We start from the raw sequence: 13,639 nt of genomic DNA, 5'->3' as shown, positions 1-13,639 counted from the left end.
AATCAATAGTCCTCCCACGTATTCGTCTTCAAATGTTTGCGGCAAATGACGTACTTCGAAGCCGATTGCCGGTTCAGTCCTTCCAGCTGAAGCGCCATGCGGATGTATTCCGGCAAGTACTCGTCGTATTTGACCTCCAGAATGATGAGATGATCGTCGAGCGCCCGCACCGGCTTCAGCTCCGGGTCGAAAATATCCGTCGCGTGCAGCCCCGTGCGCAGCTCCTTGTCGAACGTTATTCGCACGTTGCCGTTATGGCACACATAGGGCTCGCGTATGTAGTCGACGATGACCTTCGGCCGCAGCATGTTATGCGTCACCTGGTTATAGATTTCGAGCAGCAGCGGTTTGTCCGGACGGTTCAGTACGCCGTAGTCCCCGCGCATGATCGCCTCGTACATGTCCCGCGTCAGCGATTCTTTCACTTTCGCGATATAATCGCCTCTCTTGATTTTCTTCTCGAAATGGATCACTTTGTCCTGAACGTTATAAATGCGGATGCGGTATTTCTTCCGGTCGCGCACCCCGCCGAGCTTCTCGTGCAGCGCCGAATTGTGCAGATCGTCGAAGTACAGACTGCGAATGTGGTACTCGCCGCTCGCGCCGACATTTTCGTCCGGACGCATCATATTTTTTAACCGCTGCCGAATCGTGTAGAATTGATGGTGGTTAATCATATACTTCAGCTCATGCCGATACTTCGGCTTCTGGTTCATCCTTCACCCCTTCTTTCGGTTCCGATTGACTTCATACGATTGTAGCGGGCGAAGATGAAGACTCGCTTAGCGCAAACTGAACGCCAACTGAATGTTTTACAATTTCTTCATAAAAGGAGACTTGCCTGATGCGACATCAAAATATCGCGCTGGTCGCCGTGCTCGCGGCGATCGTGCTGGCCATAATTCTATTCATGCTATGGGATCAAAAGGACGGAGAATCGAACATGCCCGAATCGCTGGTGACAACCTTCCACGATGATGCCCGGACGAGCCGCGCATTCACGTGGTTCACGAATAACCCGAAGGCAGGCACGGTCATTCAGCTCGTCGAAGGCAAGGCGACGAACGCCGCCTTCGATGGCGGCAGCCGCTCGATCATTGCCCGGACGGGCACGACGCAGCCGTTGGCCGAAAGCGGCAAACAGCAGGGCGTCCACAAGGTGAACGTGATGGATTTGAAGCCAGATACGCTCTATACGTACCGGGTCGGGACAGGCGAGGATGGGGAGTGGAGCGAGCCCGCGCAATTCACGACGGCGCCCGTCGCGACGGATGCGTTCACGTTCTTGAACGTCACCGACTCGCAAGGGGTATCGGAGGCGGACTTCAAGCTGTGGGGCAATACGCTAAGCCGGGCATTCGACGTCTTCCCGGATTCGCGCTTTATCGTGCATAACGGGGATTTCACGGAGAATCCGAAGGACGAGAACGCATGGCGGGCGTTCTTCGCAAGCGCCGGCGGCATCCTCCCCTCGGTGCCGCTCATGCCGGTCGCGGGCAATCACGACGAGGTCGAAGGCAACGCCGAGCAGTTCGTGTCGCATTTTAACACGCCGAGCAACGGGGCGGCCGGGTCGATCCCTGGCACGACGTATTCCTTCGACTTCGGTTCGGCGCACATCGTCGTGCTGAACACGGAGTCGAACCTCAAGGGGCAAGTCGACTGGCTGCGCAAAGATTTGGCGTTCACGGACAAGCCGTGGAAGATCGTCGCTCTGCACCGCGGGCCATATGGGGGCAACAGCTACAAGAAGCTGGACAAATGGGTCGACGTGTTCGACCAATTCCAGGTCGATCTCGTGCTGCAGGGGCATAATCACGAATACAGCCGATCTTATCCGCTGCGTGGCGGCAAAACCGTGGGCAACGGCGACAGCCCCGTTCAGAATCGCGAAGGCACCGTATACGTCGTGGCCAACACGGCCGGCCCCAAATTCAACGAGAAGAAGGAAGACCAGTTCTACCACAAGGTCCACTTCCAGAACAGCAAGCAAATGTTCGCCGGCATCACGATCAAAGGCGACTCGCTCGTCTATGAGGCGTACGATGTGGACGGGGTCAAGCTCGACTCGTTCGAGATTCGCCATTAGCGGGTGAGGCCTATCAGGGCCGCCCGCTTGAGAACGCAACGCCAAGAAACCTCCATACGCACGGCAATCGCCGTGCATAAGGAGGCTTGCTTCGGTTTATTCATCCACTTGCGTGCGCGTCGTTAATCCGTCAGTTTGCCCTGCTGGAGCAGCTGGAGGATCGCGACGCTGGCCACGTCGCGGGTGACGACGGTCTGGCCGCGGAAGTACGCCACGTCGCCCGACGTATCGCCGCGCAGAATGCCGGCGTCCGTCACCGCCGCGATGCTGTCCTTGGCGTAGCCCGGGAATTGGCTCTCGTCGCCGTAAGCCACGCGCGACGGCGCGCCTTGGGCCGGCGCGATGCTGAGCAGCTTGATGGCGCGAGCCAGCATGACGCTAAGCTGATCGCGCGTAATCGACGCATCCGGCGCGAACCGGCCTTCCGGCGTTCCGGTGATCAGACCCGCTTCATACGCGGCCGCCACGTCCTGGGCATACCACGCGTCCTTCGGAACATCCGGGAACGCTTGCTTGGACGAGCCCGACAGACCGAGCGCGCGCGCGAGCAAGGAAGCGAATTCAGCCCGTGTCACGGCCCGCTTCGGCGAGAACGTCGTCTTGTCCGTGCCGTTCACGAGCAGCTTGGCGGCAAGGGCTTGAATCTTCGGCTCTGCCCAGCTGCCCGCGATGTCGCCGAATTGAACGGCCGACGAGACCGCTGCGTACGTCGAGAAGCCCGGACGGCTGACGGTGACGACCGTCGTGCCATTGTCCTGCGGCGCCAGGGTCGAAGCGGCCGGACGCAGCTTGCCGCCTTCCTCATACAGCACGCCGGCCGAATTCGGCTTCACGCTGCCAGGAATCGTGAAGGAGCGCTTCACTAGGGTGCTGAACGGAACAGCCAGCGGCTTCGAGCCGGAAGCGTCCGTGACGTTCACTTCGAAGGCGACCGGGTCGCCAATGACGGTCAGCCCGGCTTCCGCACTGCCGAATTGGGCAGCCTTATCCTTCTGAGGCGCAAGGATGAGCTGCAATCCGCTTTCGGCGGAGAGCCCCTTGACGAGCGAGAGCGGCAGCGCCAAGGACGATCCGCCGCTGCTCAGCAGCAGCGTGCTGCCGGATGGGGCGCTTGCGAGAATCGCCGTCTGCTTGGCGGTCAACGTCAACTGAGCGCGTTGTCCCTTCTCGGCCTGCAGCTGCACGATGATCGCCGCTGGCGAGCTGCCCGCCTGCTTAATCGCTGCCTCCAGATCCTCGTCCTTCACGGTCGCAAGCGAAGCTCCGTCCTTCTTCTCTTCCGCCGCGGTCAGCCGTACCTGCTGCTGGCCTTGCGCGACGACCGCGTTCGCGGATGCGTCAAGCGCGGCCGGCGCCGGCGGCGTTACGGTCGTCACTGGCGGTACATAGCCTCCGCCACCGCCGCCTCCGCTAGGTGGCGGCGTCACTGGTTTTTCGGCTATTTTGAGCGTCGCGCTCGCCGTATAGGTTGATCCGATTGTGTTATCCGGCAGAATGCCGGTTGCTTCAATAACGAGCTTATAAGTGCCCACCTTCAATTTATGGCGAATCGGCTTGCCGTCTTTGTCGACATCGAGCTTACCGTCGCCGTCCGCATCGCCTTCATAGGTTCCGTCGATATCCTCGAACCGGATGCTGCCTGGTTTGATATTCAGGAGCTTGCCTTCCTCGTCGCGCTCTTGCTTCGCGGCCAATACGCCGATGAGTTTGTCTTTGTCATCACGCGCTTGAAGCTCGATGTAATTCACATCCGTTGCTTTCAGGTCAAAACTGACATCGGTCGTATCATCCTTGCCGTCGCCATCCGGCGTAATCGTATCCGGCGTTACGGCGACATTCCGAAGGTTCAACTCCGACGTATCGGCAACGCGGAATTCCGAGAAGCCCAAGTATTCGGCCCCCAGCTTGTTATCCGGCGTGATGCTGAGCGCGTCTACCACGAGACGGTACGTCCCCTTCTTCAAATGGTGAAGGATCGGTTGGCCCTTGTCGTCGAGGTCCAACGCGCCGTCCCCGTCGGCATCGCCGATGTACGTATCGCCGATATCCTCGAAGACGCGCGCGCCTGGCTTGAGCGCTACCAGCTCTCCGTTCTCGTCACGCTGCTGCACCGCGGCGAACACGCCGATGAGTTCGTCGTTCAAGTCATACGCCTGTAGCTCAATATAGTTGACATCTTCCGCCGTCAGCGTATAGCTGACATCGGTCGTGTCGTCCTTGCCATCGCCGTCCGGCGTAATGATGCGCGGTGTCGGGAGAACATCCTGCACGCCGAAGCCGTTGCCCGGCTTCTCGTCGCCAACATGGACGACGTATGGAAGGTGCAGGTCAGGCTGGCCTTCGCTGCGCAGCACGACTTCGCCTTCATAGACGCCATCCGCGGCATCCGCCTGCGGCGACAGCGTCAGCGTGAATTCCTTCTGCCCCGGCGCATTGGCCCCGCCGGATTTCGCTACGGTTAACGCGCCTTCGTCCGTTCCTTCCAGCTGCACGTCGATATTCGCGCCGTCCGGCGTCGCGACCGCCCCGTTCGGATCGCCCGTGACGCTGGCATGCTTTACGATCGATGCCGTGTACGTCAGATCCGCGTTCGAGAAGTTCTTCAGCACGAGCTTCACCGACTTGGCGTCAGCGCCTGCTTTCACGAGCCCGAAGCTGGCGGAAGATCCGTAGTTGACGACGTCCTTCTCTTCCAGATTGGTGTCGAGCAGCGTAAGATGCTCGACCGTCTGAAGCAGGGCAGGCGTCTTGATTGCCTTGGCCACGTTCACGCGTCCCGCGCCTTGCGAGTAGACGTCGTAGAGGGTGCTCTCTTCGTCCTTGATCAGGTCGGCCGTATTCGCCAGCGCCGCGCGGATATCGAACGGCGTCCAGTCCGGATGCGCCTCCTGCAGCAGCAGCGCCAGGCCCGCGACATGCGGCGTCGCCATGCTCGTCCCGTTCTTGCGCCCGTAGGACTCTTCATCGTACACCGCTTCCGGATTGCCTTTGCCATATGCGGGAACAGTAGAGAGGATGCCCACGCCAGGGGCGACGATGTCCGGCTTGATCCCGAGGTCCGGATCCCCGTTCGGCCCGCGCGAGCTGAAGCTGGCCATCGTATCCCCCGCAACCGTCGTGGAGGTGAACGTGCTGCCGAACGTAAAGGTCGGGTACGTGCCCGGCTGTTCAGTCAACAGCTTAGCCAGCGCGCGGCCAGCCGTCCCCGCCATATCGAACGTCGGGATGTATTCCGGGCTGTCGCCGAGGAAGCCCAGCGCGCCGATCGGCTCGTCGCGACCCGGGATGCTCTCGCTGAGGTCCGGCACGCTGCCTTTGGCATTGCCGTTGAAGATAACCGCTGCTTTGGCGCCGTGCGCCTTCGCCTTGGCGATCTTGTCCACGAAGGTCAACGTGCCGCGCGAGATGAACACGACCTTACCCAGCACGTCCTTGCCTTCATAATCCGCGTCCGCGCCCAGCCCGACATAGACGCCTTCAAGCGGCTCCGACCCCAGGATGGAGGCGAAATCCTCTTGACTGGTCTTCCATGCCATCAGTCCAATCGGGGAGCCCTCCCCAATCGGCGCCCCGCCGATAGGCGGAACCGGCTCCTCGGCTGCCGACGATGCTGGCTGTTCTGTTGGAGACGACGCTGTCGCATCTTCCGCATCCGGCACGGCAAGCGCGATTTCCGGCTTCTCCGCCGCCGGCTGCTGCACATCGGAATGCGCCGCGTCCGGACGGGCGGTTGCAGGCTGCTCGGCCGCGCCTCCGTCTGCCGGCTCCACGGTCGCGTCTTCTCCGGACGGCGCCCCCTCCGGCTTCACTCCCGCCTTCGCGATCCCGACCGTCACGGAAGCTTCGAACCGCTTCGAGACCGTAGTGGCCGCGCCGACGGCAATCGCGAGCTGCGATGTGGCTGGAGAGCCCATCGAGTAATAATATGGCCCGGAATCTGCCGCGTTGCCGCTCGCCACGACCGTCACGACGCCCGCCAGCACCGCATTGTTCACCGCGATCGCATCCGGCGAATTCGGATCCTTGTCCACGTCGGAACCAAGCGACAGGTTGATGACGTCCATGCCATCCTCCACCGCGCGCTCGATGCCGTCGATGACCTGCGCCGACGAACCGCTTGCGCGATCCGGCTCATCCGTGGAAGCCAGCACTTTGTAGGCATACAGCTTAGCGCCGTACGCAATGCCCTTCTGCTGGATATCGGACGTCGCGTTCTTCGCTTGTCCGACGATCGTGCCGGCGACGTGCGTGCCGTGATCGGTGCCGTATTGCTTATCCTCCGGCTTGCCCGGTATGTTCTCGTACGGATCGTTCGTGTGCGTATGGGCGTTATATCCGCCCACGTACGCGTCCTTCAGATCCGGATGCGTATAATCCACCCCCGTATCGATTACGCCGACTTTGAGTCCTTTGCCGCTAAGACCCGCTTCCCACGCGTCCAATACGCCGATTTGCTTCAACGGTTCGTAATCGATGAACGGCTCATCCGCCGTTCCGCCTGCTTGATCCGGAAGATTGTAGTAGTTGAGGTTCTCGAATACGCCCGTTACACCCGGCAGCTCGGCCAGCTCGTCGATCTGATCGCCTGGTACCGTCACTTCCATACCGTTCAGGACGGTATCGTATTGATAATTGACCTGTACGTCGAGTCCTTCCGCTTCCGCCTTGCCGATCAGCGCCGTCTGCTCCTGCCGCACCGCACGCTCGGCCGACTGCTGCGTCATCGACTTGACGCCCATTTTGGCCGCGTATTTGCCCACTGCTCCAGGCTGCTGCGAGAGCGTCAAGATGACGCGTACCGGCTCATCCTGGCGGCTCTTCAGATTCGGCGAGACATAAGCCGGTCTCAGATGGGAGGAAGGCAGCGGCGCAAGCAAGCTGCGGTCAATGAGACCGTCGCTCGACAAGACGGTCGGAGCCGTCTGCCCCGGAGCGGTCTGCGCCGACGCCGCGAGCGGCATAGCTCCGCCAAAGGCGAGCAGGGCGGCCAGCGGTAACGATACGACTTTGTTTAAGACAGGGATGGTTCTCAACTCATGCACCCTTTCACGTTGGAGTGAGGCCGGTACCTGATGCGAGTGATGCCCGTTGATGTAATGGCCGAATAAGTAAATAAATGATGATGACGTCACGTTATTTCACAATAACATATGAGAAATAATGGAATAAACATAAATTTTCAGACAAAAATACGGACTACATCGCCATTTATGTCACATATACTCACGCGAATAATAACATTTTCGTAAAAATTTCTGACTTTCGTCTGATTGTACGCAATCATTCTACAAGCGCAGGCTGTCGAAAACGTCCCGTTTGTCCCGTAACCTGCAACCAATTGACTGTTTTGCCGCACCACCCGATTGTTCCGCGCCGTTCTCCCCCTAGATCGTTTGCGCCAACCCGGGACGCATGAGCCCCTCTCCCCATGTCGATCCGCCCGCATCGGCCCGAGTACGCAGGACCGATAGAGCCTCGCCTTTAGCCCGGTGCTTGCCGCCGATTTCTTCCCGATTGCGAACCTTGCATCCTAAAGTCTTGTTCGTCTAGACCGGCTGGAGCCTGTCCGTATACACTGGAAGCATCACCCTGTCTAACGAACGCACGCAGGAACAGGCCGCGACCGGCGGCACGCGATATGATGAGAGCACTGGAGGAGAGGCGGCAATGGAATGGCTGCAGCGCATGAAGGACGCGATGGACTACATGGAGGCGAGGATGGAAGAGAAGCTGGATATCGAGGCGGTGGCGCGGGTCGCCTGCTCGTCCCCGTTCCACTTCCAGCGCATGTTCAGCATGGTAACGGGCGTGACGGTCGGCGAGTATCTTCGCAAGCGCAGGCTATCGCTGGCTGCTCAAGAGCTGGCCTCCTCGCAAGCCAAAGTCATCGACGTGGCGCTCAAGTTCGGCTACGACTCCCCCGAGTCGTTCGCCAAGGCGTTCCGCAAAGCGCACGGCATCACGCCGTCGGAAGCGCGCCAGCCCGGCGCGAAGCTGAAAGCATTCCCCCGCATCTCGTTCCACCTATCGTTGAGAGGAGAGAAGGAAATGGAATATCGCATTATCGAACGCGGCGCCTTCGAGGTCGCCGGCATCAGCTTCGTCACCACGTGCAAGGACGGCGAGAATCACCGGGCAATCCCGAAATTCTGGCAGGAGAATAACGCCAACGGCACGACCGCCCGGCTGGCCGCGCAAGCGCCAAATCACGAGACGCTCGGCATCTGCATGGAGTTCAATCATGCCGATGACACGCTTCGCTACATGATCGCATCTGAGGTTGCACCAGTCGCAGCTGCGGACGGATCGCTCGGCAACAGCTTCGAGACCCGTACGATTCCAGCCGCGACATGGGCGGTGTTCACCTCCGTCGGCCCGATGCCTCACGCGATCCAGGATGTCTGGCAGCGCATCTTCCAAGACTGGTTCCCGTCTTCGAACTACGAGCACGCGGGCGGACCGGAGTTCGAGCTGTATCCGGACGAAGATCCGTCGGGCGAGGACTATCGCTGCGAGGTATGGATTCCGATCAAACCGAAGGCTTAACAACGTTTCGCACAGCCGGTCTGCGCCCAGCGCGGGCCGGCTTTTTGCCATGCTTTGCCTCGGTACAGCGCCGCATTTCCATTGGCGTGGACGTTGTTTTACAATGGTCCCAAAGGAGATGATGACGCATGAAAAACGAATTGATCCAGCGACTAATTACATATGTGCAAATCGACACGCAATCCGACGACGACAGCCCTACGTGCCCGTCTACGCCGGGGCAGCTGACGCTTGGCCGCCTGCTGGCGGAGGAGCTGACCGCGATCGGCATGCAGGAGGTCACCATGGACGAGAACGGCTACGTCATGGCGACCTTGCCGGCCAATACGGACAAGAATGTGCCGACAATCGGCTTCCTCGCCCACGTCGACACGGCGACGGACTTCACGGGCGCAGGCGTCAAGCCGCAGATCGTAGAAGCTTATGAAGGCGGCGATATCGTGCTGAACGCGGCATTGAACGTCGTCCTCTCGCCGAAGGAATTCCCCGAGCTGAGCCGCTACCTGGGCCATACGCTCGTCACGACGGACGGCACGACGCTGCTCGGCGCGGATAACAAGGCCGGCATCTCGGAGATCATGACGGCGATGAACTACCTCATCCAGCATCCGGAGATTAAGCACGGCAAGCTGCGCGTGGCGTTCACCCCGGATGAGGAGATCGGGCGCGGCCCGCACAAGTTCGACGTAGCAGCCTTCGGCGCGCAGTTCGCGTACACGATGGACGGCGGCCCGCTCGGCGAACTGCAATACGAGAGCTTCAACGCGGCTCAGGCCAAAATCACCGTGAAAGGGACGAACGTTCATCCTGGCACGGCCAAGGGCAAGATGGTCAACGCGGCCAAAATCGCGATGGCGCTCCACGCCGAGCTGCCGGATGCCGAGTCGCCAGAGTATACCGAAGGCTACGAGGGCTTCTATCATTTGATCTCGATGACGGGCGCGGCCGAAGAAGCGAAGCTGACCTACATCATTCGCGACCACGACAAGGCGAAGTTCGCCGCGCGCAAAGCGAACATGGAGCGCATCGTGCAAGCGTTCCAGGAGCGCCATGGCAAGGAGAATATCCTGCTGGAGCTGAAGGATCAATACTATAACATGCGCGAGAAGGTCGAGCCGGTCAAGCAGATCGTCGATATCGCCCACCAAGCGATGACCAATCTGGGCATTACCCCAATCGTCGAGCCGATCCGCGGCGGCACCGATGGCTCCCAGCTGTCGTATATGGGCCTGCCGACGCCGAATATTTTCACCGGCGGGGAGAACTACCACGGCAAATTCGAATACATCTCGGCCGACAATATGGTGAAGGCGACGAACGTCATCATCGAGATCGTTCAGCTGTTCGAGCAAGCGGCGGAGTAAGCTGCTGCCGCATGCGGATCGCTTCGGCCAGTCGACCGCTGCTCGCGGCCGGATCGCCGGCAACCGACTCTAGTCTCGAGGCATATATATGGATGGCAAAGAAGCCAGGAGCGCAATTTGCGTCCCTGGCTTCTTTGCCATGCTCCAGCCTCACACGTGCATATGCGCATCCGCCTCATCCCACGGCACGGGATACCCTTGTCCCTTCGCGCAAAATATCGACGTCGACGAGTAGGCTGGATCGGCCTGCTTGTTGTAGCCGCGCCGCGCGATGACCTCCTCGGCGTTATGGCACCGGTCATAACCGGCGAACGCAAGCGCGAGCGTCCCTTTGCCCTGCGTGAAGGATGCCAGCTCCTCGCCGTAATGCATGAAGGTGGCGACCGGCACGCGTGCCGTGATAATGGCGTGCTCGCCCGTCGTCTCCGGCGGATCGAAGCTACCGTACGCCTGCTGCAGATCCGACAATACGCGGCCGACCTGCGCGAGCGGCACTTTGATTTTGGCCTCATACACCGGCTCGAGCAGCACATTCTGCGCCTTCTCCAGCCCTTGCCGCAGCGCCCGGAACGTCGCTTCCCGGAAGTCGCCGCCGCTCGTATGCTTGTTGTGCGCTTTGCCCTTGATCAACGTCGCCTTGATATCCGTAACCGGCGAGCCGGTAAGCAGTCCATGATGATCCCGTTCGAGCAGATGCTGCAGGACAAGGTGCTGGAATTGCACAGGCAGCATGTCCGGATGACACTCGCTGGCGACCTGCAGCCCGCTCCCCCGCTCGCCCGGTTCCAGCCGGAGGTGCACCTCGGCGTAATGACCGAGCGGTTCGAAATGTCCCGACCCCGTCACGCTTGCGGCGATCGACTCTTGGTACAAAATTTGCGGCTGCCCGAATGCGGCCGCCAAGCCGAAACGCTCTCGAACGACCCGGCTCAGCACGTCCAGCTGGATCGATCCCATCACGTGCAGCTGGATTTCCTGCAGCGTCTCTTCCCATTGCACCGCAAGCGACGGGTCCTCGGCCTCCAGCAGACGGAATGCGCGCAGCGCTTCCTTCGTCGGCACATGCGGCGGGAGGTTCACCTTGGAGCGCATCGTCGGCTTGACCGCGTAATCCGTCCGCTCCCCGCTTGCGCCGATCCCTTCGCCCGCAGCGGCGGCCGATAATCCGACGGCCGCGAACAGCTGTCCGGCGCGCACCTCCTCTACCGGCGTGAACTTCGTTCCGTTGTAGAGCCGCAGCGCCGTGATTTTCTCCGTCGTCCGACTCCCATCCGGTTCGTGCCCGCCGGCGAGTTCGTCCCGCACCCGCAGCCGCCCTCGCAGCGCCTTGGCGAAGGTCACCCGCGTCCCGTTCGGATCGTGGCGAATCTTGTAGACCCGCCCGGCGAATTCGCCCTCTTCGCCCCATCTCGCCTCGGTCAATGCATCGAGCGCGGCCAGGAGCTCCCGCACGCCGGCATCCTGCAGCGCCGATCCGCTCATGCACGGGAAGAGACGGCCATCCGCGACCAACTTTCGAGCCCCTTCCAGCCAAGCCGCTACGTCGAAATCTCCAGCCATATAGCGCTCCAGCAGCACCTCGTCCCTCTCCGCCATGAAGGCGGCCGACTCCTCCGGCCATTCGCCCGCGACCGGAACCTGATCCAACATCATCGCATCAGGCGACAAATCACGCCGGATTTCCGCCAACACGCGGGCGACATCCGCACCGACACGGTCCGTCTTATTAATGAACAGGAAGATCGGCACGCCGCTTGCGCGCAGCAGCCGCCACACCGTCTCCGTATGTCCCTGCACGCCCTCCACCGCGCTGAGCACGACGATCGCCGCGTCCATCACGCTTATCGCACGCTCCATCTCCGGCGAGAAATCGGCGTGGCCCGGCGTATCGACCACCGTATACGTCGTGCCGTTGTAGGTCATGATCGCCTGATCGGCGAATACGGTAATGCCTCGTTCCCGCTCGATCTCGTGACTGTCCAAAAACGCATCCTTGTGATCGACGCGGCCGCGCTCGCGGATGCTTCCTGTATGATAGAGGAATTGTTCGGCCAGCGTCGTCTTGCCGGCATCCACGTGCGCGAACATCCCGATTGTCTTAAACATCGCTTCCGCTTCCTTCCGTTATCCTATCCCGGCAGCACGACCGACTGCTTGTCACGCTGTTATCCCCGATTCGCAGCCGAAGCGCCTTCGCCCTTCTTCCCGCCCGTTCTCGGCCGCGTCGTGACGTACACGCCTGCGAAGACGAGCAGACCGCCAAGCACCTGCGCCACCGTGATCGATTGACCCATCAGCACGCTGAAGACCGCCGTGAATACGGTAATGAGGTTCAAATAAATGCCTGCTCGGCTCGCGCCGATCTCGCGAATCGCCGCATTCCAGAAAATAAACGAGCCGACCGAAGGGAAAATGCCCATATACAAAATGCCCGTCGCCGTCTCGCGGTTCACTTCGAAATCGAATGCGCCGAAAGCAAACGCGAACGGCATGAGGAGCGCGAGTCCGAACAGCGCCGACATGGCCGTGGCCGCGATCGGCGGGATGGAGGCGGCCCGGCGCCCGACGATGGAGTAGATCGACCAGACGAGTATCGCCAGCAGCATGAGCAAATCGCCTTCATTATAGTCCAAGTGCAGCAGTTGGCCGAGTTGTCCCTTGGTTAACACGAGCAGCACGCCGAATAGCGACAGTAATAACCCTAAGCTATGCTTTGCCGTTACGCGTTCACGCAGCACGAGGGCAGACAGCAGCATAATGAGCGCGGGATTCATCGCGTTGACGAGCGCCGCGTTCATCGAAGTCGTGAAGCGCAGCGCCTCGTAGAGCAAGAAGTTGTAGCCGATGATGCCGAACACGGACATGACGAGCAGCAGCTTCCATTTCCGCAGCACCGCGCGCCAATCCGGCTTCTCCACCAGTTGTGTGATCGGGAACAAAAAGCATACCGCCACGCACCATCTCGACACCGTCATCTGCAGCGGCGTCATCGTCTCGACGATCGATTTGCCGAAGACGTAATTCCCGGCCCAGAATAAGTTCGCAAGCACAAGGAAGAGAAGAATCCGATACGATTTCAGCCCGTTCGCCCCATTTCGATATAAAGTGTGGTAATATGCAATTTTCTATTGCGAAATTGTCGAAACAACGTAGTTAATCTGATGCAATTTCGCGATTGAAGTCGAGCCTTCCAAACTGGGAAGACAGCGGAGAAATTCCGCTTACGGGCAGGTCAAGTATAAGGGAAACCTTGGGGAAGAGCAACGGCGGACAAGCCGAAAACCCGAAATCGAAACGAAAGGAAAATCGGTATCGGTTCGAGCTGTATAACGTCGTAGTCCGATAGAAGAATCGCGAAGTTGATGCGCGAATGAAATCGGATGCAAGCACGCCGAACGTAAAACCGAAAATTCACAAGAATACGTTCGGCGTTCCATTGTCTGACGGCAAGGAGCAGCATTCGCCAATCGATCGGATACGAACGCCGTCGGACGAAACGGATTGCTGCCAAATAAAACGGTAAAATGAAAGAAAATGACGTTATTTTCACGAAAAAGAGGGAGAGGATCCGAAAAACAAACCGTTTTGAACCCCATTCGGCGGTTTCTAGGATGGCGGCTGCTTCCTCACGATGAATGCC

7 protein-coding genes are annotated in these 13,639 nt (G+C 60.0%); 3 read left to right on the top strand and 4 right to left on the bottom strand.

Going from position 1 to position 13,639, the window contains the following annotated elements:
- Window positions 1-2: 2 nt before the first annotated feature.
- The gene (locus tag ACFFSY_RS12410) at window positions 3-716 is read right to left on the bottom strand and encodes a polyphosphate polymerase domain-containing protein (protein ID WP_377494279.1); all 714 of its coding nucleotides are present in this window, start codon (window positions 714-716) and stop codon (window positions 3-5) included.
- 128 nt (window positions 717-844) lie between these two features.
- On the opposite strand from ACFFSY_RS12410, the gene ACFFSY_RS12405 reads away from it, so the two are divergent.
- Entirely contained in the window at window positions 845-2,089 is a 1,245-nt protein-coding gene (locus ACFFSY_RS12405; RefSeq protein ID WP_377494277.1) for a purple acid phosphatase family protein, read from the top strand.
- Window positions 2,090-2,211: 122 nt separating this feature from the next.
- Here ACFFSY_RS12405 and ACFFSY_RS12400 read toward each other — a convergent pair whose 3' ends face one another.
- Window positions 2,212-7,122: a S8 family serine peptidase gene (locus ACFFSY_RS12400; protein ID WP_377494275.1), complete on the bottom strand. Its 4,911-nt coding sequence runs from the start codon at window positions 7,120-7,122 to the stop codon at window positions 2,212-2,214.
- Window positions 7,123-7,756: 634 nt separating this feature from the next.
- Between ACFFSY_RS12400 and ACFFSY_RS12395 the strand changes: the two genes are divergently transcribed.
- Complete coding sequence (locus ACFFSY_RS12395; RefSeq protein WP_377494273.1) at window positions 7,757-8,635, top strand: AraC family transcriptional regulator; 879 nt, start codon at window positions 7,757-7,759, stop codon at window positions 8,633-8,635.
- A gap of 128 nt (window positions 8,636-8,763) precedes the next feature.
- Complete coding sequence (gene pepT / locus ACFFSY_RS12390) at window positions 8,764-9,999, top strand: peptidase T (RefSeq protein ID WP_377494271.1); 1,236 nt, start codon at window positions 8,764-8,766, stop codon at window positions 9,997-9,999.
- Window positions 10,000-10,149: 150 nt separating this feature from the next.
- Here pepT and ACFFSY_RS12385 read toward each other — a convergent pair whose 3' ends face one another.
- Window positions 10,150-12,105 carry a GTP-binding protein gene (locus ACFFSY_RS12385; protein ID WP_377494269.1) on the bottom strand — a complete coding sequence of 652 codons (1,956 nt, stop codon included), beginning with the start codon at window positions 12,103-12,105 and terminating at the stop codon, window positions 10,150-10,152.
- 59 nt (window positions 12,106-12,164) lie between these two features.
- Window positions 12,165-13,049 carry a DMT family transporter gene (locus ACFFSY_RS12380; RefSeq protein WP_446686133.1) on the bottom strand — a complete coding sequence of 295 codons (885 nt, stop codon included), beginning with the start codon at window positions 13,047-13,049 and terminating at the stop codon, window positions 12,165-12,167.
- Window positions 13,050-13,639 lie beyond the last annotated feature (590 nt).

It is taken from the genome of Paenibacillus aurantiacus, assembly GCF_042431225.1.
GTDB classification, from domain to species: Bacteria; Bacillota; Bacilli; order Paenibacillales; family Paenibacillaceae; genus Paenibacillus_Z; species Paenibacillus_Z aurantiacus.
Note: the sequence above shows the minus strand (reverse complement) of the source record. Positions and strands in the feature narration are given on the sequence as shown.

What these genes read in the sequence shown, in the direction of transcription:
- ACFFSY_RS12410 (WP_377494279.1), bottom strand. Translation starts at nt 716, where the DNA reads ATGAACCAGAAGCCGAAGTATCGGCATGAGCTGAAGTATATGATTAAC.
- ACFFSY_RS12405 (WP_377494277.1), top strand. Translation starts at nt 845, where the DNA reads ATGCGACATCAAAATATCGCGCTGGTCGCCGTGCTCGCGGCGATCGTG.
- ACFFSY_RS12395 (WP_377494273.1), top strand. Translation starts at nt 7,757, where the DNA reads ATGGAATGGCTGCAGCGCATGAAGGACGCGATGGACTACATGGAGGCG.
- pepT (WP_377494271.1), top strand. Translation starts at nt 8,764, where the DNA reads ATGAAAAACGAATTGATCCAGCGACTAATTACATATGTGCAAATCGAC.
- ACFFSY_RS12385 (WP_377494269.1), bottom strand. Translation starts at nt 12,105, where the DNA reads ATGTTTAAGACAATCGGGATGTTCGCGCACGTGGATGCCGGCAAGACG.